The organism is Nocardia sp. NPDC005746, from assembly GCF_040630785.1.
In the GTDB taxonomy this organism is placed as follows: domain Bacteria; phylum Actinomycetota; class Actinomycetes; order Mycobacteriales; family Mycobacteriaceae; genus Nocardia.
The window spans coordinates 207361-229247 of record NZ_JBEXYE010000012.1 but is presented as its reverse complement, the minus strand read 5'-3'; the positions used below and the strand labels follow the sequence as shown (position 1 = coordinate 229247).

Annotated in this window: 20 protein-coding genes; 9 read left to right on the top strand and 11 right to left on the bottom strand. The window is 68.4% G+C overall.

Annotated features, from left to right (window positions below; translation table 11 throughout):
* Window positions 1-42 precede the first annotated feature (42 nt).
* Together ABZ412_RS23635 and secA are read right to left on the bottom strand one after the other, a co-directional pair.
* Window positions 43-282, bottom strand: a complete 240-nt coding sequence (locus ABZ412_RS23635) for a hypothetical protein (protein ID WP_357283598.1) — start codon at window positions 280-282, stop codon at window positions 43-45.
* Between the two features lie 171 nt (window positions 283-453).
* On the bottom strand, window positions 454-3279 hold the full coding sequence (gene secA / locus ABZ412_RS23630) for a preprotein translocase subunit SecA (protein ID WP_357283595.1): 2826 nt from the start codon (window positions 3277-3279) through the stop codon (window positions 454-456).
* A 458-nt stretch (window positions 3280-3737) separates the two neighbouring features.
* Here secA and ABZ412_RS23625 point away from each other — a divergent pair, with 458 nt between their 5' ends.
* The 6 genes from ABZ412_RS23625 to bluB all read left to right on the top strand — a co-directional run bounded on the left by ABZ412_RS23625 (window position 3738) and on the right by bluB (window position 10830).
* On the top strand, window positions 3738-5159 hold the full coding sequence (locus ABZ412_RS23625; protein ID WP_357283592.1) for a wax ester/triacylglycerol synthase family O-acyltransferase: 1422 nt from the start codon (window positions 3738-3740) through the stop codon (window positions 5157-5159).
* A 52-nt stretch (window positions 5160-5211) separates the two neighbouring features.
* On the top strand, window positions 5212-5733 hold the full coding sequence (locus ABZ412_RS23620) for a hypothetical protein (protein WP_357283726.1): 522 nt from the start codon (window positions 5212-5214) through the stop codon (window positions 5731-5733).
* A gap of 159 nt (window positions 5734-5892) precedes the next feature.
* The gene (locus ABZ412_RS23615) at window positions 5893-7056 is read left to right on the top strand and encodes a ferredoxin reductase (protein ID WP_357283590.1); all 1164 of its coding nucleotides are present in this window, start codon (window positions 5893-5895) and stop codon (window positions 7054-7056) included.
* 179 nt (window positions 7057-7235) lie between these two features.
* Window positions 7236-8711, top strand: coding sequence for a fatty acid desaturase (locus tag ABZ412_RS23610; RefSeq protein ID WP_357283588.1), 1476 nt, complete (start codon window positions 7236-7238; stop codon window positions 8709-8711).
* A 94-nt stretch (window positions 8712-8805) separates the two neighbouring features.
* On the top strand, window positions 8806-10056 hold the full coding sequence (locus tag ABZ412_RS23605) for an acyl-CoA desaturase (protein ID WP_357283585.1): 1251 nt from the start codon (window positions 8806-8808) through the stop codon (window positions 10054-10056).
* A 141-nt stretch (window positions 10057-10197) separates the two neighbouring features.
* The gene (bluB, locus tag ABZ412_RS23600; protein ID WP_357283582.1) at window positions 10198-10830 is read left to right on the top strand and encodes a 5,6-dimethylbenzimidazole synthase; all 633 of its coding nucleotides are present in this window, start codon (window positions 10198-10200) and stop codon (window positions 10828-10830) included.
* A gap of 62 nt (window positions 10831-10892) precedes the next feature.
* On the opposite strand, the gene ABZ412_RS23595 is transcribed toward bluB, so the two are convergent.
* The 9 genes from ABZ412_RS23595 to ABZ412_RS23555 all read right to left on the bottom strand — a co-directional run bounded on the left by ABZ412_RS23595 (window position 10893) and on the right by ABZ412_RS23555 (window position 20169).
* Window positions 10893-11261 (bottom strand): hypothetical protein, encoded by a 369-nt coding sequence (locus tag ABZ412_RS23595; RefSeq protein ID WP_357283579.1) that lies wholly within the window; start codon window positions 11259-11261, stop codon window positions 10893-10895.
* Window positions 11262-11326: 65 nt separating this feature from the next.
* On the bottom strand, window positions 11327-11752 hold the full coding sequence (locus tag ABZ412_RS23590) for a hypothetical protein (protein WP_357283577.1): 426 nt from the start codon (window positions 11750-11752) through the stop codon (window positions 11327-11329).
* Between the two features lie 174 nt (window positions 11753-11926).
* A complete protein-coding gene (locus ABZ412_RS23585) occupies window positions 11927-13219 on the bottom strand; it encodes an acetyl-CoA C-acyltransferase (protein WP_357283574.1) in 1293 nt (430 codons plus the stop codon).
* A 112-nt stretch (window positions 13220-13331) separates the two neighbouring features.
* Window positions 13332-13997, bottom strand: coding sequence for a ribosome-associated translation inhibitor RaiA (gene raiA, locus ABZ412_RS23580; RefSeq protein ID WP_357087356.1), 666 nt, complete (start codon window positions 13995-13997; stop codon window positions 13332-13334).
* Window positions 13998-14230: 233 nt separating this feature from the next.
* The gene (locus tag ABZ412_RS23575) at window positions 14231-14875 is read right to left on the bottom strand and encodes a ComF family protein (protein ID WP_357283571.1); all 645 of its coding nucleotides are present in this window, start codon (window positions 14873-14875) and stop codon (window positions 14231-14233) included.
* A 16-nt stretch (window positions 14876-14891) separates the two neighbouring features.
* Window positions 14892-16691, bottom strand: coding sequence for an MtrAB system accessory lipoprotein LpqB (gene lpqB / locus ABZ412_RS23570; protein ID WP_357283570.1), 1800 nt, complete (start codon window positions 16689-16691; stop codon window positions 14892-14894).
* The gene (gene mtrB / locus ABZ412_RS23565; protein ID WP_357283724.1) at window positions 16688-18721 is read right to left on the bottom strand and encodes an MtrAB system histidine kinase MtrB; all 2034 of its coding nucleotides are present in this window, start codon (window positions 18719-18721) and stop codon (window positions 16688-16690) included. The genes lpqB and mtrB overlap by 4 nt, the downstream gene beginning before the upstream one ends.
* Window positions 18722-18765: 44 nt before the next feature.
* A complete protein-coding gene (mtrA, locus tag ABZ412_RS23560; RefSeq protein ID WP_033090495.1) occupies window positions 18766-19443 on the bottom strand; it encodes an MtrAB system response regulator MtrA in 678 nt (225 codons plus the stop codon).
* Between the two features lie 78 nt (window positions 19444-19521).
* Window positions 19522-20169: a dTMP kinase gene (locus ABZ412_RS23555; protein ID WP_357283567.1), complete on the bottom strand. Its 648-nt coding sequence runs from the start codon at window positions 20167-20169 to the stop codon at window positions 19522-19524.
* Window positions 20170-20334: 165 nt separating this feature from the next.
* Between ABZ412_RS23555 and ABZ412_RS23550 the strand changes: the two genes are divergently transcribed.
* The 3 genes from ABZ412_RS23550 (at window position 20335) to ABZ412_RS23540 (ending at window position 21828) form a co-directional block, all read left to right on the top strand.
* Complete coding sequence (locus ABZ412_RS23550; RefSeq protein WP_357283565.1) at window positions 20335-20610, top strand: hypothetical protein; 276 nt, start codon at window positions 20335-20337, stop codon at window positions 20608-20610.
* Between the two features lie 157 nt (window positions 20611-20767).
* Window positions 20768-21262, top strand: a complete 495-nt coding sequence (locus tag ABZ412_RS23545; protein ID WP_357283562.1) for a hypothetical protein — start codon at window positions 20768-20770, stop codon at window positions 21260-21262.
* A 53-nt stretch (window positions 21263-21315) separates the two neighbouring features.
* Complete coding sequence (locus ABZ412_RS23540; protein WP_357283560.1) at window positions 21316-21828, top strand: hypothetical protein; 513 nt, start codon at window positions 21316-21318, stop codon at window positions 21826-21828.
* The last annotated feature ends 59 nt before the right edge of the window (window positions 21829-21887 follow it).

The following is a 21887-nucleotide window of genomic DNA, read 5'->3' as shown; positions in this document are numbered from 1 at the left end:
CCGGGAGCACAGAGTTCAACAGGGCCGGTTACCGGCTTCCGATCAACGGAAGATGGTCATGTACCACTGACCATCCCAGCCCTGGTCACAGCTCCATTGCCAACCGTCCTCGCCGCGGAGCTGCACGCCACCGGCCTGGAACCGGCCATTGTTGCCATCCGAGGCGCACGCGTCGACCGTCGGGTAGCTGCCGTCCACGGTCAGCGTCTCCGCGTGCGCGGTCGCGGCGCCCAGTCCGGCGATTCCCAAGGCCATGGCGGTGAGGGCGAGAGTCTTGCGCATGATCTGATTTCCTTCCTTAGCGACCGCCCCGAGGCGATCGGACCGAAACCATTTCATCGCACCGATCATGATCGTTTCATGACCGCGCGAAAACTCCTGGCGCACTATGGAAAACACCGCGCCCCGGGTGAGAACACCCGGGGCGCGGCACGTTTCGACAGGGTCGCGAACTCAGTGGCGGCGCTTGGACCGATCCGCCTTGGACTGCGCCCGCGCCGCCTCACGACGCTCGCGGCGGGTGCCGCCCTGACCGTCCTCGGCGCCGTACTCGTCGCTGTCGCTGCGGACGGCCGCGTGGCCGCCCTCGTCGGGGCCGCTGTAGGACAGCCCGCGCGGGCCGGACTCGTCGATTCCCTTGGCGCGCAACGCCGCCGGAGCGCCGTTACCCGCCTGCGCCGTGTCCTCCTGGGTGGGCAGCGGACGGTTGCCGACCGGCGACTGCAGGCCCGCGGCCACGTTCACGCCCACCGGCTGCGGCTGCTGCACCTCGACCTGGAGGTTGAACAGGAAGCCGACCGACTCCTCCTTGAGGCCCTCGAGCATGGCCGCGAACATGTCGAAGCCCTCGCGCTGGTATTCGACCAGCGGGTCGCGCTGCGCCATGGCACGCAGGCCGATGCCCTCCTTGAGGTAGTCCATCTCGTAGAGGTGCTCGCGCCACTTGCGGTCCAGCACGCTCAGCAGCACCTGGCGTTCCAGGTTGCGCATGCTGCCCTCGCCCGCGAGGCCGTCGATCTCGGCCTCACGGTTGTCGTAGGCGGTGTGCGCGTCGTCGAGCAGCGCGTCCAGCAGTTCCTCGCGGGACAGGTCGCCGGGCTCGCCGCTCTCGATCTCACCGGTGAGCTCGCGGTAGTCGAGGCTGCCGGGGTACAGCGTCTTGAGCGCGCCCCACAGCTTGTCCAGATCCCAGTCCTCGACGTAGCCCTCCGCGGTGGCGCCGTTGACGTAGGCGGTGATCACGTCGGTGATCATCTCCTGCACCTGGCCCTCCATGTCCTCACCGTTGAGGATGCGGGCGCGCTCGGCGTAGATCACCTTGCGCTGCTGGTTCATGACCTCGTCGTACTTGAGGACGTTCTTGCGGATCTCGAAGTTCTGCTGCTCGACCTGGGTCTGCGCCGACTTGATGGCCCGCGAGACCATCTTGGCCTCGATCGGCACGTCGTCGGGCAGGTTCAGCCGGGTCATGATCGACTCCAGCGCCGCGCCGTTGAAGCGCCGCATCAGCTCGTCGCCCAGCGACAGGTAGAAGCGGGACTCGCCCGGGTCGCCCTGACGGCCGGAACGACCGCGCAGCTGGTTGTCGATACGCCGCGACTCGTGGCGCTCGGTGCCCAGCACGTACAGGCCACCGGCCTCGCGCACGGCCTCGGCGTCCGCGTCGACCTGCTGCTTGACCCGGTCCAGGGTGGCGTGCCACTGGGCCTCGTACTGGTCGGGGGTCTCGACCGGATCCAGACCCTGCCGGCGCAGCAGGATGTCGGCGATGATGTCCGGGTTGCCGCCCAGCACGATGTCGGTACCACGACCGGCCATATTGGTGGCGACGGTGACCGCGCCCGGCCGACCGGCCTCGGCGACGATCTGCGCTTCCTGCTCGTGGAACTTGGCGTTCAGCACGCTGTGCGCGATGCCGCGCTTGGTGAGCAGCTTGGACAGGTACTCCGAACGCTCGACCGAGGTGGTGCCGACCAGGACCGGCTGGCCCAGCTCGTGCTTCTCCTGGATGTCGTCGGCGACCGCGGCGAACTTGGCCTCTTCGGTCTTGTAGATCAGGTCGGACTGATCCTGGCGGACCATCGGCTTGTTGGTCGGGATCGGCACCACGCCCAGGCCGTAGGTCTGGTGCAGCTCGGCCGCCTCGGTCTCGGCGGTACCGGTCATGCCCGACAGCTTGTCGTACAGGCGGAAGTAGTTCTGCAGCGTGATGGTGGCCAGCGTCTGGTTCTCCGGCTGGATCTCCACGCCTTCCTTGGCCTCGATGGCCTGGTGCATGCCCTCGTTGTAGCGGCGGCCCACCAGGATTCGGCCGGTGAACTCGTCGACGATGATGACCTCGCCGTCGCGGACGATGTAGTCCTTGTCCTTGGTGTAGAGCTCCTTGGCCTTGATGGCGTTGTTCAGGTAGCTCACCAGCGGCGAGTTCGCGGCCTCGTAGAGGTTGTCGATGCCCAGCTGGTCCTCGACGAACTCGACGCCCGCCTCGTGCACACCGATGGTGCGCTTCTTGATGTCGACCTCGTAGTGCAGGTCCTTCTTCAGCAGCGGGGCGATGCGCGCGAACTCCGCGTACCACTTCGAAGAGGCGTCGGCCGGGCCCGAGATGATCAGCGGGGTGCGGGCCTCGTCGATGAGGATGGAGTCGACCTCGTCGACGATGGCGAAGTTGTGCCCGCGCTGGACCAGATCGTCCAGCGTGTGGGTCATGTTGTCGCGCAGGTAGTCGAAGCCGAACTCGTTGTTCGTGCCGTAGGTGATGTCGGCCGCGTAGGCCTCGCGACGCTCGGCCGGGGTCATGCCGCCCAGGATCACGCCGACCTCGAGACCGAGGAAGCGGTGCACGCGGCCCATCCACTCGGAGTCGCGCTTGGCCAGGTAGTCGTTGACGGTGACGACGTGCACGCCCTCGCCGGAGATGGCGTTGAGGTAGGCGGGCAGCACACAGGTCAGGGTCTTGCCCTCACCGGTCTTCATCTCCGCCACATTGCCGATGTGCAGGGCGGAACCGCCCATGATCTGCACCTTGTAGTGCTTCTGGTTGAGCACTCGCCAGGACGCTTCCCGCGCGGTCGCGAAGGCCTCCAGCAGCAGTTCATCGAGGGTCTCGCCCTCGGCGTAGCGCTGTTTGAACTCCGCGGTCTTGGCCTGGAGCTCGGCGTCGGAGAGCGCCGTGTACTCCTCGTCGAGGGCGATGACCTCGTCCGCCAGGCTTGCCAGCCGCTTGACCGTGCGACCTTCACCAATCCGTAGCAACCTTGAAAAACTCAGCGCAGGCACGGGTCTTGTAGTCCTCTGGTCGGTGTTGTCGGTAGCCCCCACCATGGCGGGAGGCCTGCGCGCGGGCGCGCATTCACAAGCCATGGTAATCCGGCCCCCATCGTAGGTGCTGAACTGCGCACGGGACGGCCCGGGCGCTGAGGAGAAGCTGTGAAAGCGCGACGCCCGCACCGCCGCTCCCGACCCTGGCGAACGCCCAGCGAATGGGGTTGCGGCCGAGGCTGATTCGAGACCCCTGACGTACCATGTAGGGGGTCCGGCGTGCGGCGGTCTGCGCCCGCGCGCCCGGAACGGCGGCACCGACGACGGTGCGTTATCTCGGGCAGTGCGGCCCATACATTCCCCCAGGTGACCGTATTGCGATAGCTTGCCTCCAGGCGGTTCATCCGCATGAAAGCCGGCGCCTCGGCAGGGGGAAACTGCGAGGCGCGGGCAGGGATAAGGGAGTAGCGGGCAGCGTGATCACCAGACTGACGCCGCAGGACGCGTCGTTCTACCGGTTGGAATCCAGCAGCAACCCCATGCACATCGGCTCGCTGGCGATTCTGCGCAATCCCGCGCCCACCGGTAGATCCGGGCCCGGGCCGCTGGATTACGACCGGCTGGTGTCGCTGGTCGAGTCGCGGCTGCCGCTGGTGCCGCTGTACCGGCGCAAGGTGCGGGAGATCCCGTTCGCGCTGGGCCGCCCGATCTGGGTGGACGACAGCCACTTCGACATCACCTACCACGTGCGGCGTTCGGCGCTGCCCGAGCCGGGCACCGACGAACAGCTGCTGGACCTGGTGGCCCGGCTGGCCTCACGCCCGCTCGACCCGAGCCGCCCGCTGTGGGAGATGTACCTGGTCGAGGGCCTGTCGGAGGGTCGCTGCGCGATCTTCACCAAGACCCATTCGGCCCTGGTGGACGGCGACAGCGCGCTCGAGATCGGGCATGTGATCCTGGACACCTCGACCGCGCCCCGCGAGGTCGCCGACGACGCCTGGGTCGCCCACCGCGAGCCCGCCGAGCTGGAACTGCTGCTCGGCGCGGCCGCCCACCTGGCCACCCAGCCGCGCGAAGGCCTGGAGGTGGCGCGGCACCACATGGCCGAGGCCTTCGCCATGGTCGACGCCACCGGCAAGGCCGTGCAGAAGGTGGTGTCCATGGTCCGCACCGCGGCCATCGGCGCGCCCGACAGCCCCCTGAACACCCGCACCTCCCGCAATCGCCGCTTCGAGGTGGTGCGCACCGATCTCGAGGACTACCGCAAGATCCGCAAGCGGTTCGACTGCTCCATCAACGACGTGATCCTCGCGGTGGTGACCGGCGCGCTGCGCAATTGGCTGCTCTCCCGCGGGCAGGTGCTGACCGAGGCCGACGCGCTGCGCGCGGTGGTCCCCATGTCGGTGTACGCCGACGGTCCGCACGGCGAACTGAAGCCCGCGGGCGAGGTCACCTCGCTGCTGCTGGATCTGCCGGTGGGCGAACCGAATCCGGTGATCCGCATCGAGCACATCAAGCACGCCACCGAGGCGCACTCGCGGCATCAGCGCGGGGTGCGGGCGCGCACGCTGGTGCACATGGCCGGATTCGCCCCGGCGAGCCTGCATGCCATGAGCGTGCGGTCGGCGAGTACTTTTGCAGAGCACACGTTCAATCTGGTGATCACCAACGCGCCGGGTCCGCAGCAGGCCATGTACATCGGCGGCGCGCGGATGCTGGAGATGTACCCGGTGTCGCCGTTGCTGCGCTTTCAGGCTCTGAGTATCGGGCTCACGTCCTACGACGGGCGGGTGTTCTACGGACTCACCGCCGATCGCGACGCCATGGCCGATATCGCGGTGCTGACCGCTTCGGTGCACGAGTCGATGGAGGAGATGCTCGGTGCCTGCGTCCAGTGAGTCGTCCGCCGTGTCGAAGAAGCTACGGGTCTACGTCCCGGCCACGGTGCCGATGCTGCGGGAACTGGTGAAGGACCGGGAGATCCGCGCCCTCAACGACACCGCCTTCGCGGTGACCCCCGCGCTGCGCGAGGCCTACGCCTCCGGCGACGACGAGGAACTCGCCGAGGTCGCCATGGCCGAAGCCGCGCGCGCCTCGCTGCGGCTGCTCGCCGAGGAGCAGGCCGTCGCGGACCTGGGCGGCGAGGACGCGGGCGACGAGGCCGGCGAGGCCGCGCCCCGGGGCCCGATCTTCCGCCGCGCGGTCATCGCCGCCGACGTCACCGGCGCCACCCTGCGCCCCGACCTCGACGACGCCGTGGTCCGGCTCTCCGCCGCCATCCCCTACGACCGCATCGCGTCCATCCATGTGGACCTGGCCGAGGCCGAGTCCGAGGTGGCCAAGGCCGTCGAGGTCATCGACGCCGCCGACATGGGCGACGCGGACGCCGAATTCGTCCTGGGCGACGCCGAAGATCACCAACTGGCTTGGTACGCGGCCCAGGAACTCCCGTTCCTGCTCGACCTGCTCTGACCGCCACCCGAGAATTCCCCGGAAGTCTCGAGAGACAGGTACATCCGGCTGCGTAACCTACGATGCCGTAACCTTGTTGTGATGGTCGCCCATCACACGGGCGAACCGTGCGCGACGATGCGCTGACCAGCGTGCACGACGACAGAAAGCTTTCCGGATATGGCATCGAAGAGTGGCGGATTCTCCGTGCGAGGACTGCGCGAATGGCTGGAGGCCCCCGTGGCCGAAGGCGGGAACGCCGGGCGGACTCCGCTCGACGCCCTGCGCGGAGCCGCGGCCCGGATCACCACTCCCCTGCTGCCCGACGACTACCTGCACCTGGTGAACCCGCTGTGGTCGGCGCGCGAGCTGCGCGGCCGCATCGTGGAGGTCCGCAAGGAGACCGCGGACTCGGCCACCCTGGTGATCAAGCCGGGCTGGGGCTTCGACTTCAAGTTCTCCCCGGGCCAGTACATCGGCATCGGTGTGCTGGTGGAGGGCCGCTGGCACTGGCGCTCGTATTCGCTGACCAGCCCGCCGGATTGGACCGGCGACGGCGCCCACAAGGGCCGCCGGCTGATCTCCATCGCGGTGAAGGCGATGCCGGAGGGCTTCCTGTCCACCCACATCGTCTCGGGTGTCCCGGCGGGCACCATCGTGCGCTTGGCCGCGCCGCAGGGCGGTTTCGTGCTGCCGGATCCGGCGCCGCGCAAGGTGCTGTTCCTGACCGCGGGCTCGGGCATCACCCCGGTGATGGCCATGCTGCGCACCATGGATCGCCGCGACGCGGTCCCGGATGTGCTGCACGTGCACTCCGCCCGCACCCCCGACGATGTGATGTTCGGCGACGAGCTGCGCGAATTGCACGACCGCCGTCCGGGTTTCACCGCCCACCTGCACCTCACCGGCGAGAACGGCAAGTTCGCGCTCGCCGATCTGGACACCGTGTGCCCGGACTGGCGTGAGCGCGAGACCTGGGCCTGCGGCCCGCTGCCCATGCTGGACGAGATCGAAAAGCACTGGGCCGCCGCCGGTATCGCGGACCAGCTGCATGTGGAGCGGTTCGAGATCGAGCGCAGCGCCACCGCCGAGGGCGGCACCGTCACCTTCGCCAAGACCGGCCGGGCCGTCGAGGTGGACGGCGCGACCACGCTGCTGCAGGCCGGTGAGGGCGCGGGCGTGCAGATGCCGTTCGGCTGCCGCATGGGCATCTGCCAGACCTGCGTGGTGACCGTGACCGAGGGACATGTGCGGGACCTGCGCAACGGCAAGGAACACCGCGCCGGGGACAAGATCCAGACCTGCATCTCCGCGGCCGCGGGCGACTGCACCCTCGAGGTCTGACCGACCGACCCTCGAGGTCGGACCGACACTGTCCGGGGGGCCGACCCACACCGCACCGTGTGAGACGGTCCCGCCCGAGAACGGCTACCCTCGATAGCAATCGAGCCTGACCGGCCCCCGTCGGGGCCGCCCCATCCGCGCAGCGGTGCGAGGCAGATCAACCACGGAAGGACCTGCCGGTGGCCATCACCGACATCAAGGCGTTCGCCCATTTGACGGCGGCCGATATCGAGACCCTGGGCCAGGAGCTCGACACCATCCGGCGCGATGTCGAGCATTCGCTCGGCGAGCGTGACGCGCGCTATATCAAGCGCACCATCGCCGCGCAGCGGATCCTCGAGGCGGCCGGTCGCGCCACCCTGTTCGCATCCAAGAAGCGCTGGGCGTGGCTGACCGGCACCGCCCTGCTGTCGGTCGCGAAGATCATCGAGAACATGGAGCTCGGGCACAACGTCAGCCACGGGCAATGGGATTGGATGAACGACCCGGAGATCCACTCCACCACGTGGGAGTGGGATATGACGGGGACGTCGGCGCAGTGGAAGGCCGCGCACAACTACTCGCACCACATGTACACCAACATCCTCGACATGGATGAGGATCTGGGCTTCGGCATCCTGCGCATGACGCGCGACGAGGAGTGGAAGCCGATCAACCTGGTGCAGCCGGTCGCGAATCTGTTCCTGGCGGCGCTGTTCGAGTGGGGCATCGCCCTGCACGATCTGGCGGCCACCAAGGAGCAGATGGGTATTCCGCCGAGCCAGTTCTTCCCGCCGCGGCACATCGTCACCGAGCCGAACAAGGCGTTCTGGCGCAAGGCCGGTAAGCAGGTCGCCAAGGACTTCGTGATCTATCCGGCGCTGACCGGTCCGGCGTGGAAGTCGACGCTGAAGGCGAACGCGACCGCGAACCTGGTCCGCAATCTGTGGGCCTACGCGGTCATCTTCTGCGGCCACTTCCCCGACGGCGCGGAGAAGTTCACCGAGGAGCAGTTCGAGAACGAGACGCAGGGCGAGTGGTACCTGCGGCAGATGCTGGGCAGCGCCAACTTCGACGCGGGCCCGGCCATGGCGTTCATGAGCGGCAACCTGAGCTACCAGATCGAGCACCACCTGTTCCCGGACCTGCCGAGCAACCGCTACGCGCAGGTGTCGGTGAAGGTGCGCGAGCTGTGCGACAAGTACGACCTGCCCTACACCACGGGCTCGCTGGGCAAGCAGTACCTGTTGGCGTTCCGCACGATTCACAAGCTGGCGCTGCCGGATCAGTGGCTCAAGCGGACCGCCGACGACGCCCCGGAGACGTCCTCGGAGCGCAAGTTCGCGGGCATCTCGCTGCCGGCGTGGAACGGCTCGGAGTGGCTGGCCGAGCACAACAAGTCCGGTGAGTGGCTGGCCGTGCACAACGCGTCGGAGTGGCTGGCCGAGCATCAGCCGAGCTGGGGCCTGGACCCGGAGACGGGTGAGCGGCGCGGGCTGCGGTCGGCGCTGCAGGAGGCCAAGGTGGCGCTCAAGGAGAAGGCCGCGCACGAGAAGCAGGTGCTGCGCGAGGCCAAGGAGGCGTTGCGCGAAAAGGCTTTGGCGGAAAAGGCTTTGCTGACCGAGAAAGCTCAGCGCGAGGGCTGGTTCTCGCGTAAACTCCGCCGCAATCGCTAGCAGACGGCAGTCGCGAAAACAATGCGGTATACGACACGTTAGAGATTCGATCGTCGTAACCTACGGGACCGTAACCTACGGTACTGTAACCAGCATGGCGATCTCGGATGTCAAGGAATACGCGCACCTCACCCCGGAGGATGTCGAAGCGATCGGGGCGGAGCTGGACGCGATCCGCCGTGAGGTCGAGTCATCCCTGGGCGACAAGGATGCCCGTTACATCCGCAATGTGATCCGTCTCCAGCGCGGCCTCGAAATCAGTGGCCGCGCAGTGCTTTTCGCTAGTCTTTTCCCGCCCGCGTGGCTGGCCGGCGTCGCCCTGCTGGGCACCGCCAAGATCATCGAGAACATGGAGATCGGCCACAATGTGATGCACGGGCAGTGGGACTGGATGAACGATCCGGAAATCCACTCCACCAAGTGGGAATGGGACAACGCCGGTCCCTCCGAGCACTGGAAGATCACCCACAACTTCCTGCACCACAAGTACACCAACGTGCTGGGCATGGACGACGACATCGGCTACGGCCTGCTGCGCGTCACCCGCGACCAGCGCTGGACGCCGTTCTACCTGGGCCAGCCGGTCTACAACCTGCTGCTGCAGATGTTCTTCGAGTACGGCGTCGCCATCCAGCACCTGGAGCTGGGCAAGGTCGCCAAGAAGAAGTGGGCCCCGGGTTCGCCCGAGCGCATCCAGTTCGAGGAGGACCGCAAGACGGTTCTGAAGAAGATCGGCAAGCAGGCCGCCAAGGACTACCTGATCTTCCCGCTGCTCACCGGCCCGTCCTTCCTGGGCACGCTGACCGCGAACCTGGCCGCCAATGTGGTCCGCAATGTGTGGACCAACGCGGTCATCTTCTGCGGCCACTTCCCCGACGGCGCGGAGAAGTTCACCAAGTTCGACTGCGACAACGAGACCCAGGGCGAGTGGTACCTGCGCCAGATGCTGGGCTCGGCGAACATCTCCGGCGGCCCGGTCATGCACTTCATGACCGGCAACCTGTCGCACCAGATCGAGCACCACCTGTACCCGGACATCCCGTCCAACCACCTGAAGGACATCGCGGTGCGGGTGCGGGCGCTGTGCGAGAAGTACGACCTGCCGTACACCGCCGGGTCGCTGCCGGTGCAGTACGCCAAGTCGTGGCGCACCATCATGAAGCTGTCGCTGCCCAACAAGTACCTGCGCCGCTCCACCGACGACGCTCCGGAGACCAAGTCGGAGAAGATGTTCGGCGGCGCGTCCACCGTGGACCCGATGACCGGCCGCCGCCGCGGCCTGCGCACCGCGCTGCAGGAGGGCCGCCGCAAGCTGGCCCGCCGTGAGCCCGCCATGGCGCGCTAGTCACCCACGACCGCGAACGCCTCCCGCCGGACTGCCGGCGGGAGGCGTTGTCGCTGTGGAGGGCTGCCAGGTTCGGCGCGGTTCCGGCCTGGTTGACTGGACCGCGTGTGTTCCGAAGGCCCGATCAGCCCCCTCGAATGTTTGAGCGTCTACGACGCCATCAAGTTGCGTCGTGACGTCCGCGCCGAATTCACCGGCGAAGTGGTGGACGACGCCACGCTGCTGCGGATTCTCGAGGCCGCCCATCGCGCGCCCAGCGTCGGCAACTCCATGCCGTGGGACTTCGTGGTGCTGCGGGATCCGGGCACGCTCGGCAAGTTCGCCGACCACGTGGCCGAGAAGCGGCAGGAGTTCAACGACTCGCTGCCCGCCGACCGCGCCGAGACCTTCAATCCGATCAAGATCGAGGGCATCGTCGAGAGCGGCACCGGGATCGTGGTGACCCACAATCAGGCCCGCGGCGGTACCCATGTGCTCGGCCGGGCCACGGTGCCCGAGACCGGCATCTACTCCACCATCCTGGCCATCCAGAACCTGTGGCTGGCCGCCACCGCCGAGGGCGTGGGGGTGGGCTGGGTGAGCTTCTACGACGAGCCGTTCCTGACCGACCTGCTCGACCTGCCGCCCGGCGTGAAGCCGGTGGCGTGGCTCTGCGTCGGCCCGGTCCACGAGTTCCAGCAGGTCCCGGACCTGGAGCGGTTCGGCTGGCGTAATCGCCGCCCGCTCGAATCGGCCATCCACTGGGAGCGGTTCACGCCCCGTTCGGACGACTGACCTCGACGACTCGGTGCTGCGGGGCGGTAGCGAGGACGACGCCGCACCCGCGGCGGCCCGCGCTAATCCTCCGGCGATCCGTGCCCGAGCCGTTCGCGTCGTGTGGTTGTGGACCGGTCCTCGACGGCGTCCGGTTCGGGGTCGGCCATTCGCCGGGTCACCTCGGCGGCCAGTTCCGCGCCGGTCGCCTCGCGCAGCGCCTCCACCAGGGAGGCGCGCAGGACGTCATCGCGGGTGAGGAACCCGGCCGCGATCAAGCCTTCGATCGGACTCACGCCATAGGTGCGGCTGAACGCGATGACCGTTTCCGCGACCGGCGAGTCGCCGCTCAGGTGCCGGGCCACCCGCATCTGGTTGGTGCCCATCCGCGCGGCGATGGCGCGATCACTGTCGCCGTTCGATACCGCCTGTTTCCACTCCCGGAAACCCACACCTCGATTGTGTGCCGGATGTGTTTCACGCTGCAATCATTCCGAATGGCGCGGCGGCTCCCGGCTCAGCGCAGCGCGTCGGTGGGCCGATGCCCGATGACGGACACGTCGTCCAAGGTGACCACGGGATCCCCCGAGTCGTTCTTGCCGTTGATGGTGATGGTCCCGGTGAACTCGTCACCCTGTCTGACCGACTCCCGGACCGGTCCGGTGAGCTCCACACGCGCCCCGTCGATGGTGTAGTACCGGGTCGGCTCACCGTGCACGAACCCGAGAGTCCACACCGCCGCGTCCGAATACACCAGTCCGTAGACGGGATACCGTTCCCCGACATGTCGTCCGGCATCGTGCGGCCGCAGCTTCAGATCGGAGACCGGCTGCCCGCCTTCGGACCCGGTCGCCGGAAGTGGCAGCGCCGCAGCGCTTCCCGCCCCGGCGGTCCCCGCCGCGAGCAGGACTGCCGCGGTGCCGATCATCGTCCTGCCGTTCATGATCCGCCTCCGCCCAGCTCGTTTCCCCAGGGATACCCATTCGACGCCGAGTCTCCACCAACGATTTTCGATCCGCCCGCCGCAAACCCCGTTCCGCCGTAGCGGATCGGGGTCTCACCTGCATGAAGGCGCATGTGCGTCGGCCACCGGACAGGTGACACCGAAACGTGTCGGCTAGACGGCTTCCAGCACCGCCGAGGCTCCGATGCCGCCCGCGGCGCAGATGCCGAGCAGCGCGGTGGACTTCCCGGTCACGGCGAGTTCGTTGGCCATGGTGGTGACCATGCGCGCGCCGGTCGCGCCGAACGGGTGGCCCAGGGAGACCGAGCCGCCGTGGACATTGAGCTTGGCCGGGTCGATCTCGCCGACGGCGGTGTCGCGGTCGAGGCGGGCCTTGGCCCATTCGTCGCTGGCCAGGGCGGAGACCACGGAGAGGGTCTGGGCGGCGAAGGCCTCGTGGATGTCGACGAAATCGATATCGCCCAGCGACATTCCGGCCTGGTCGAGGGCGCGCGGCATGGAGATGGCGGGGCCGATGAGGACCTGGTCGCGCGGGTCGACGCTGACGAAGCTCCAGGAACGGAAGGCGGCCAGCGGCGTGAAGCCGAGGGCGCGGGCCTTGTCCTCGCTCATCAGCAGCACCGCGGACGCGCCGTCGGTGAGGGGGCTGGAGTTGCCCGCGGTAACGGTGCCGTTCTCGGCGAAAACCGGTGCCAGCTTGGCGAGTTTGGCGAGGCTGGTGTCGCGGCGGACCAGGCCGTCGCGGGTGACGGCGGTGCCGTCGGGGGTGCGGACCGAGAGCACCTCGCGGTCGAAGCGGCCGGATTCGATGGCGGCCGCTGCGCGGTGGTGCGAGGTGGCGGCGAAGTAGTCCTGCGCGCCGCGCGAGACGCCGTGGATGCGGGCCATTTTCTCGGCGGATTCGCCCATGACCTCGCCGGTGGTGCGCTCGGCGATCCGCGGGCGGCGCGGCATCAGGTCGTAGAACGGGGCCAATTGCGTTGCGGCGGTGAGGTAGTCCTTGGGCTTGGGTTTGCCCAAGGCCAGCGGCGCGGCGGCGTGCACCAGCTTCTGCGGCAGCTTGACCTCGGCATTGCTGGTCGAGTCGCTGCCGCCGGCGATCATGATGTCGTGTTCGCCGCGCTCGATGGCGGCGGCCGCGGACACCACGGCCTGCAGGCCCGACGCGCAGGCGCGGGTCACCGTGAAGCCCTCGCAGCCCGGGTCGAGTTCGAGGTCGAGTGCGATCTCGCGGGCGATGTTCGGCGCGGCGCTGGGCAGCACCACGCCGCCCCACACGATGCCCTGGACGTCACCCTTGGGCAGTCCGGTTCGTTCCAGCAGGCCGCGCACGGCGATGTCCGCGAGGTCGATGGAGTCCATGCGTGTGAAGTCGGTGAATGCCCGCACGAACGGGGTCCGCGCCCCGGCGACGATGACAGCACGGCGAGCGCCCTTGGTAGCCATGGCACAGTTTTAACTGATACGCGCCGTAACAGCAAGACTTGCCCCGGACAACAGGCGACCGGGGCCTGTCCCGTGACCCCGGTCGAAAAGTGGATGTCCCTGTTTACCGCGACTACGCGAGCCTGATGAGCCCGTAATCGAAGGCGTGACGGCGGTAGACGACCGACGGTCGGTCGGTCTCCTTGTCCTGGAACAGGAAGAAATCGTGGCCGACGAGCTCCATCTGGTACAGCGCGTCATCGACCGTCATGGGTATCGCGGGGTGCTGCTTGGTGCGCACGACATGGCCGGGACCGGCGGATTCGCCTTCCATCGCAGCCGAATGGTCGTGAGCCTCGGATCCGTTGTCGGAGAACAGCGATTCGTCGACCAGACCCGCGGTCGCCTCCGCGACCGAGATCGGCGTCTTGTCCCCGTGATGCACGCGGCGGCGATCCTTGAGCCGGCGCAATCGGCTCTCGAGCTTCTCGACGGCACCCTCGAGGGCGGCGTAGAAGCTGTCCGCGCAGGCCTCGGACCGCACGATCGGACCCTTGCCCCGGGCGGTGATCTCTATCCGCTGGCAGTTCTTGCGTTGACGACGGTTACGTTCGTGGGTGAGCTCCACGTCGAAGAGGTAAATGGTGGGGTCGAAGCGCTCGAGCCGAGACAGCTTGTCCGCCACATGAATTCGGAAATGGTCGGGCACTCCGCCCTCCCCCAGGGTCCTGCCCTTGACCACGACGTCCGCCGTGGTGGCCCGACTGGCTGATTCGTCGATGAGTTCGTCATCGAGCAGCACCGAAGTGCTTGCGTTCTTCGCTGAGAGTCGTGAAGAAGTCGTCACGCGTACCTCCCGGATCTGGCCGCACAAGCCGCTCGTGCGGCGGGATTGAAACGTGTGCCGACCGATGGAACTCGCATCGGCACATATGTCCGAGGCGCCACCTCCAAACTTGCGGTTCGGGTGTCTGATCGCCAACCTAGTGCGCCAGCGACCTGTCCGCCAGTGTTCACGCAAATTTCGGAGAATCAAGCAGCGCAGGTAACCAGCACGGCACGCACGGCGACCCGCGCGGCGGTGAGCACGCGGACCGATTCGGTCACCGTGACACCGGTGGTCAACACGTCATCGATGACCACTACCTCGGCATTTGCCGGAATCAGCGCACTCGGGGGCCGGGTGGTGGCTACCATGATCCGCCCGTGCAGATTGTGCTGGCGATCGCGGTGCCCGAGGCCGACCGAATCCCGCACACCGGGACCCATGCGCAACACGCGTACCAGGCGGCAACCCGGTAGCCAACCCGCCGCGACGCTCGCGGCACGCACCACCGGATCCCCGCCGCGCCGCCGGGCCGCGGCCGCCCGACTGGGCGCGGGCACCAGCGCCAGGGGCCGGGAGGCGTCCCGCAAATGATCCAGCCCCCTGGCCAATCCGGTTCCCAGCGGCCGCGCCAGCTCGCGCCGGCCCTGCTCCTTGACGCCCAGCACCGCCCGTCGCGGCGGACCCGCGTAGGCAGCCAGCGCCCAGCACGGCACCCCTGGATCGGCGCGCGGCCGGATCCGGATGGGCGGGCCGGACAGCGCGGCGGCGCACTCCGCGCACCACCAGGTTCCGGCTCGCCCGCACCCGCCGCAGGTGCGCGGCAGGATCAGATCCAGCAGTTCCCCCATGTCCCCCAGTGTGCGCCTAGCCGGGCAGCACCGGAACCGCGTTGGCCCCCAGACCCGGAACTTCGCGCCAGTAGTCCTCGCGCCCTTCGGGATTGCGGGTCAGTTCCAGCACCGCGCGCGAGTCGGCCACGTACTCCTGATCCGGGGAGGCGCTCACCACCCGCACCGGCGGGGTGAGGTTCTGGGAGGACTGGGCCCGGTACTCGGAACCGTCCACCAGCACCCCGGCCACCGGGTCCACCGTGCCGTCGCGGGCCACGATGACCCGCTCGTCGGTGAGCCAGTCGAGGGACACCGCGGGCGTGGACAGTCCGATGGCCAGCGGCAGCGGCGCGGACAGCGCGAACTTCCCGTTCGGCTGCGGGACCACCACCGCCACGTACACCTTGCCGTTGGCGATGATCGCCGCCCGCGCCCCGGACGGGGAGATGCGCAGTTCGGTGATGGGGGTGCGTGGCGAGGTCGAGTTGATCGCCGCCGCCATCAGGGCGGCGATGTCGACGTCCTGCACCGACACATTGCCGGTGCCGCGATCGTGCACGGCCCGGATCACCCGGTCCCCGTCCACCACCGACCAGGCCGAACTGCCGTCGGCGGGCCAGGTGGGCCGGGTGAAGGTGCCGCCGGTGGCGACCGGAAAGCCCTGCCCGTCATAGGTTCCGATGATCAGGGTGCGCTCGGGTTCGGGGTCCGGACGGCCGGAGCGGGCCACCGCGGCGACCAGCGTCCCGTCCGGTGAGAGCCCCACCGACTGCAGCGCGTGGGTGCTGCCGAAGAAGCCGGGGGCGGGCGTGATGCCGCTGCCGTTGACCGCCACCAGCGAACCGTCACGGACCGCGTGCAGACCGGTCCGGTTGCGGGCGATCACATCCGGACTGCGGGCCTCCACATCGGCGCGCTGCCAGCCCGCCGCGTACTTCTCGACGAGCGGTTTGCCGTCGGCGTTGATCAGGTACGGGCCCAGCACGTCGGCCCCGGACAAGGTGAGCACCACCTGGGTGGCGAGCAGGTCCCGGTTGGCCGGGTCGAGCGCGGCCGCGCCGGAGAAGTCGACGGCCATCCCGCCGCCAGCGACCCCGACGCTGTCGGGATCGCCATTGGCCTTGGTGACCGGGCCGCGCTGTGAGACGGGCGCGCCCATCGGGTTGTGCACGGCCGGGGCCAGCGCCGACTGCGGTCCCTCGCTGAGCATGCTGAGCAGCCGCTGCGCCAGCTGGTCCTTGCGGGCGGAGATCCAGCGCAGGTCCGGCACCATCCCGGCCCCGGTCAGATTCGGGAAGAACAGCGAATACCGGTGGTAGAACTTGGCGAACGCGGCCTGCTCGACGATGACGCCCGAGGGCACGTCCTTGATCCGCCACTCGCCGCCGATCTTCTCCAGATCGATCTTGGTCTCCAGCGTGCCGTCGGCGGCCCGGTAGGAGCCGTCCGCGGCCAGCTCGCCGATCTTGCGCGCCCGGATCACATAGGTGGCCGAATCACCCGTACGGGACTCGCGCAAGGTGTTCGGCTGGGAGTCCACGATGGTGATGCCGGCCCCGTCGTCCCACTGCACATTGGCCGCGGGCGAGAGGAATTGGCGCGCCAGCTGATGCCGGTTCGCCGGGTCCGCGGTGGCCTGCAGGTAGTCCAGCAGCAGCTGTTCGGGCTCGCGCCCGGCGACCGGCGGGTTGAGCGCGGCGCTGGTGGGCTGGTGGTCGAGGCTGCCCAGCGCCTGCGGCGCCGAGGAATCCGGCAGGCTCGCACAGGAGCTCACCGCGATCAGGCAGCCGAGGGCCGCCAGGGCCCGGAACAGGGCCCTCGCCGGCCGCCTCATGATTGGTCGTCACCCGGCTCGGCCGGTACAGAGCCCCCGGAAGCGTCACGCCCGGAACCGGTTCCCTCGGCGGTGCCGGGAGGTGTTCCGGCGGTGTCGTTGTCGGGGGGCTCGGGCTCGAAGCCCTCGCGGGCAGCCATGTCGGCGGCGTCGGCCAGGTCGGCGGCGGTCACGTCGCCGTGGTCGGCGGTCGCGTCGTCGATGCCGGTGGCGGCCGGGAATTCCGGGGCGATGGCGTCGAATCCCGGTTCGCCGTCGCCGGTTTCCGCGGCGGCGGATTCCACCGCGTCCGCGTCGAGGCCGTCGGTGCCCGGTTCGATTGCGGTGGGCACGGATTCGAGCGCGGCCAGGCCGAGCAGGCCCGCCGGGACCGAATCGGGGCCCGCGGCGGCTTCGCCGGTCGCGGTGTCCGAGCCCGCCGGGGCGTCGGGGCCCGCGATATCCAGGGCCAGTTGTTCAGGTGAGACCGCGCCGCGAATCTTGGGCGGCTCCAGCGAGAGTGGGCTCGTGCCCAGTTTGCGGCCGCGGACCAGCGGCAGGGTGAGCCGGAAGCTCGCCCCCACGCCGATCTCGCCCCACGCCTCGAGCTTGCCCTCGTGCAGGTTGGCGTCCTCGACGCTGATGGACAGGCCCAGGCCGGTGCCGCCGGAGCGGCGCATGCGGGAGGGGTCCGAGCGCCAGAAGCGGTTGAACACCAGCTTCTCCTCGCCCGGGCGCAGGCCCACGCCCTGGTCGCGCACCACGATGGCGACGGCATTGGCGTCCACGTCGCCGCGCATGCGCATGAGGACCGGTTTGCCCTCGCTGTGGTCTATGGCATTGGCGAGCAGGTTGCGCAGCACCCGTTCGACGCGGCGCGGATCCACCTCGGCGACAAGGGGTTCCTCGGGCATGTCGACCACGAGTTCCACGCCGGATTCGCGGGCCAGGTGCCGCACCGTGGAGACCGCGGCCCGCGCGCACATGCGCACGTCGAGCGATTCCACCTGCAGCTCGGCCACGCCCGCGTCGTGGCGGCTGATCTCGAGCAGGTCGTTGAGCAGGCCCTCGAAGCGGTCGAGTTCGTTGACCAGCAGTTCGGCGGAGCGCGCCAGCGCGGGGTCCAGGTCGTCGCTGGACCCATGGATCAGGTCGGCGGCCATGCGCACCGTGGTCAACGGCGTGCGCAGTTCGTGGCTGACGTCGGAGGTGAAGCGGCGCTGCAGATTTCCGAACTCCTCGAGCTGGGTGATCTGGTTGGACAGACTCTCGGCCATCTCGTTGAACGACATGGCCAGCCTGGCCATGTCATCCTCACCGCGCACCAGCATGCGCTCCTTGAGGCGCCCGTCCGCGAATCGGCTCGCGATGCGGGCCGCGGATCGGATGGGCAGCACCACCTGCCGGGTCACCAGCGCCGTGATGGCGGCCAGCAGGACCAGCAGCACGATGCCGCCGATGAGCATGGTGCCGCGCATGAGCGACAGGCTGCGTTGCTCATTGGTGAGCGGGAAGATCAGATAGATCTCCAGCGAGTCGATATCGGCCGACGGACTGCCGATGATCAGTGCCGAACCCTTGTACCCGTCCGGGCTGGAGACCGTGGAGAACTGGTAGGAGACCTGCCGCTGCTTGACGAATTGCCGCAGCTCGGTGGGGATCTCCTGGATCGAGCCGGAGGTGAGCTCCTGTCCGCTGTCTCCTGTCATCGCCAGAGCGGCCTCGTAACTGCCTGCGGCGCCGCCGGTCTGAGTCCCGCCGGCGCTGGAGAACAGCGCGCGGCGGGCATCGTCGAGTCGACTCTGCTGGGTGCCCGAGTCGTGCACACCGGTCAGTTGATTCTGAACGGTGTTGCGGGCGCGACCCATTTCCTCGACGGCCGCGTTGATCTTCGCGTCCAACAGCCGGTCGGTGATCTGACTCGTGAGCACGACGCCCAGAATCGTGATGCCGATCAGCGACAGGGTGAGGGTGGACACGACGACCCGCAACTGCAGCGAACGCCGCCACACATGGCCCAGTTGCTCGCCTAGATTGCGGAACCAGGCCATCACTACCGCCAGCCACCGCTGCACGCGGTTTCTGGAGCCATCGATCACGGCGGTCCGGCCTTGTAGCCCACACCTCGAACGGTCAACACGATCTCAGGGTTCTCGGGGTCCTTCTCCACCTTGGCGCGCAACCGCTGCACGTGCACGTTGACCAGGCGGGTGTCGGCGGCGTGCCGGTATCCCCAGACCTGTTCCAACAACACCTCGCGGGTGAACACCTGGCGCGGCTTGCGGGCCAGCGCCACCAGCAGATCGAACTCCAGGGGAGTCAGCGAGATCTGCGCGCCGCCGCGAGTCACCTTGTGCGCGGGCACATCGATGACGATGTCGGCGATCGACAGCAGTTCCTGCGGCTCCTCCTCGGTGCGACGCAAGCGCGCCCGCACCCGGGCCACGAGTTCCTTCGGCTTGAACGGCTTGACGATGTAGTCGTCGGCGCCGCTTTCCAAACCCAGGACGACGTCGACCGTGTCGGTCTTCGCCGTCAGCATCACGATGGGCACACCCGAGTCGGCTCGCAACACCCGGCATACGTCGATGCCGTTCATGCCGGGCAGCATGAGATCCAGCAACACGAGGTCCGGGCGCAGCTCCCGGACCGCGGTCAGCGCCTGCGTGCCGTCTCCGACGACGTGGGGGTCGAAACCCTCACCGCGCAAGACGATCGTGAGCATCTCCGCGAGAGCCATATCGTCGTCGACGACCAGAATCTTCGGCTTCATAACGTCTAGTTTGTCACCTCTCCGGCTCTGATTCGGCCGCCACGCCAACACTCGTGACCTGTCGGCGGACATCCAACCCTATCCAGCAACAATTTCCGCGAGGCGCGCGGCGAGTGTTGCCGGATCGTCTCCGGTTCGATGCACCCACCACGGTCCACGCCAGCTGATTTCGGCCAGCTCACGGTAGACCCTACCGGTGCGACGCTGCAGTCCACCGTCTTTCTCGTACGCGTCCAACGCACGCGCGGCGTCGGCCTCGCCGCGCAGGCGGGCGCGCTCCTCGGCCACGTCGACCGGAACATCCAGGAGAATCTGGATATCCGGGGCGGGAAGCCCGAATCGTTCGAACTCCAATGCGGCGATCCAGTCCACGATTTCACCGTGCGCGTCCTGTTCCATCCGCGCGGCGGAGTAGGCGGCATTGGAGGCGACGTAACGGTCCAGTAGCACGATGTCGTTGTCCGCCAGCAGTTTCGAGAGCTCGTCGCGCGCGTCGGCGCGATCGAGGGCGAACAGCAGCGCCATGGCGTTCACAGACTGGGCGGTATCCCCATGGCCGCCGCGCAGCGCCTCGGCCGCCAGGTCGGCGTGCACCGAGACCCCGTACCGCGGGAAGGCCAGCGTCGCGACGCGCAGCCCGCGGGCGCGCAGGTCCGCGACGACGGCCTCGGTGAGCGTGCGCTTGCCCGCGCCGTCGAGCCCTTCCACCGGAACCAGTGCACCCATGCGGCGAGACTACCCAACCTCCGCCGCCACATAACGGCAGGTTCCCGGTTTGTCCCGAAAGCCCTATCCGCGATCACCGGAACAATAAGAGCGAATCCGAAACGTTCACGATTCAACCCTTGTAGGTTCTAGCCACCACTCCCCCTGCAAGGAGCGCACCCCCTGATGAAGACACGCCTCACCCTGGCCGCCGTCGCCATCTCCACCGCCGCCCTTTCCCTGGGCGGCACCGCGAACGCGGCCCCCCTCACCCTCGACCCCGCCACCCCGGACACGGCCGCCCAGGTCGCCGACTCCGGCTCGGCCTCTTCCCTCTCCTCCTCCGGCGGCTCGAGCAATGTCCTCGGCACCGGCTCCAGCGTCAGCCAACTCCTCAGCGCCGGCCTCTGCACCATCACCGGCGGCACCTGGGTCCCCGGCTTCGACATCTGCATTCGCTAGCACTCACCGGTCGACTGTGCCGCCACCCCCGACGGGTCGGCGGCACAGTTGTTTCCACCCCCGTTCACCCGCCCGATGCCCCCAGAATTCACGGCATATTTCTGAAACTCATTCCTTTTAGAATTTGCCGACGTTGAACCCTCAAGGAGCCCGGTCGATGAAATCCGCCCTGACACACCGCGTCTCGACAATCCTGGCCACCGCCCTCGCCACCGCCGCCCTCGCCACCGGCGCAGCCACCGCCGAGACCGTCACCCTCGACCCGATCGGCCTTCCGGTACCCGTCCCGACGGGCTCCGCGGCGCTCGACACCGCCGAGAGCGTCCTCAGCACCGGCAGCAGCAACGCCTCCACCGCGTTCACCTCTGGCTCCGCCGTGGCCAACTGGACCGGTCAGATCCTGTGCAAACTGGAGGGCGGCACCTGGGATCCCACCACTCCCGGCTGCAAGGTCGGGGGCGGATTCCACCCGACCGCCCGCACCGTCGATACCGCCCCGTCCACCGCCGAGCTGGTGGCGACGACCACCGGCTCGGGCTCGAGCGGTTCCGCGGACCTGCTTCCCAAAGCGCTCGTGTGCCAACTCACGGGCAACGGCCGGTACTGGAGCTCGCAGTACGGATGCACCGACGTCCCCCCGTGGCTGGATTAGTCCACACGGCAATGAGATTCGGCCGGCCACCAAGTTCCGATCCGGAGAAAACCATGAAATCAGCCCTGGCGCACCGCGTCTCGACAGTCCTGGCGACCGCTGTGGCCTCCGCCGCCCTCGCCACCGGCGCCGCCACCGCGGCCCCGCTCACCCTCGACCCCGTGGCGGCGTCCACGAATCCGGCCCCGATCGCCGGCGGGTCCCCGACCGGCTCCGCGGGGCTCGATCTGGGCAATGCGATCCTCGGTACGGTCCTCGACAAGTTGGCCACCGGGTCTGCGCTGGTGAGCGGGAGCGCTCAGTGGGCCTGCAAGGGGCAGAACGGCACCTGGATCCCAGGCGACAGCACCCACGACTCCCGTTGCGAGTACCCCGTGTTCCACCCGAGTTCCCTCATGGTCGACACCGCGGCGGACCCGGTGGCGGCGGCCACCGATTCGGGATCGTCCGGGTCGTCGAGTTCGGGCTCCTCCGCCCTGGGCGACCTGCTGGGCCCCTGGATCTGCGGCGGAAGCTGGGATCCGGCGCGACACGGCTGCTACCCCAAGGTGGGAGACACCAACTAGTCCGCCCGCCAACGAGATTCGGCCGGTCACCCGTGGGTGACCGGCCGAATTTTCAGGTA

Excerpts from the sequence above, each read along its gene's own strand:
- ABZ412_RS23635 (WP_357283598.1), bottom strand. The coding sequence starts at position 282 with ATGCGCAAGACTCTCGCCCTCACCGCCATGGCCTTGGGAATCGCCGGA.
- ABZ412_RS23620 (WP_357283726.1), top strand. The coding sequence starts at position 5,212 with ATGCTGCGGGAACTGGTGAAGGACCGGGAGATCCGCGCCCTCAACGAC.
- ABZ412_RS23615 (WP_357283590.1), top strand. The coding sequence starts at position 5,893 with ATGGCATCGAAGAGTGGCGGATTCTCCGTGCGAGGACTGCGCGAATGG.
- ABZ412_RS23605 (WP_357283585.1), top strand. The coding sequence starts at position 8,806 with ATGGCGATCTCGGATGTCAAGGAATACGCGCACCTCACCCCGGAGGAT.
- ABZ412_RS23590 (WP_357283577.1), bottom strand. The coding sequence starts at position 11,752 with ATGAACGGCAGGACGATGATCGGCACCGCGGCAGTCCTGCTCGCGGCG.
- ABZ412_RS23585 (WP_357283574.1), bottom strand. The coding sequence starts at position 13,219 with ATGGCTACCAAGGGCGCTCGCCGTGCTGTCATCGTCGCCGGGGCGCGG.
- ABZ412_RS23575 (WP_357283571.1), bottom strand. The coding sequence starts at position 14,875 with ATGGGGGAACTGCTGGATCTGATCCTGCCGCGCACCTGCGGCGGGTGC.
- lpqB (WP_357283570.1), bottom strand. The coding sequence starts at position 16,691 with ATGAGGCGGCCGGCGAGGGCCCTGTTCCGGGCCCTGGCGGCCCTCGGC.
- mtrB (WP_357283724.1), bottom strand. The coding sequence starts at position 18,721 with ATGGCCTGGTTCCGCAATCTAGGCGAGCAACTGGGCCATGTGTGGCGG.
- mtrA (WP_033090495.1), bottom strand. The coding sequence starts at position 19,443 with ATGAAGCCGAAGATTCTGGTCGTCGACGACGATATGGCTCTCGCGGAG.
- ABZ412_RS23555 (WP_357283567.1), bottom strand. The coding sequence starts at position 20,169 with ATGGGTGCACTGGTTCCGGTGGAAGGGCTCGACGGCGCGGGCAAGCGC.
- ABZ412_RS23550 (WP_357283565.1), top strand. The coding sequence starts at position 20,335 with ATGAAGACACGCCTCACCCTGGCCGCCGTCGCCATCTCCACCGCCGCC.
- ABZ412_RS23545 (WP_357283562.1), top strand. The coding sequence starts at position 20,768 with ATGAAATCCGCCCTGACACACCGCGTCTCGACAATCCTGGCCACCGCC.
- ABZ412_RS23540 (WP_357283560.1), top strand. The coding sequence starts at position 21,316 with ATGAAATCAGCCCTGGCGCACCGCGTCTCGACAGTCCTGGCGACCGCT.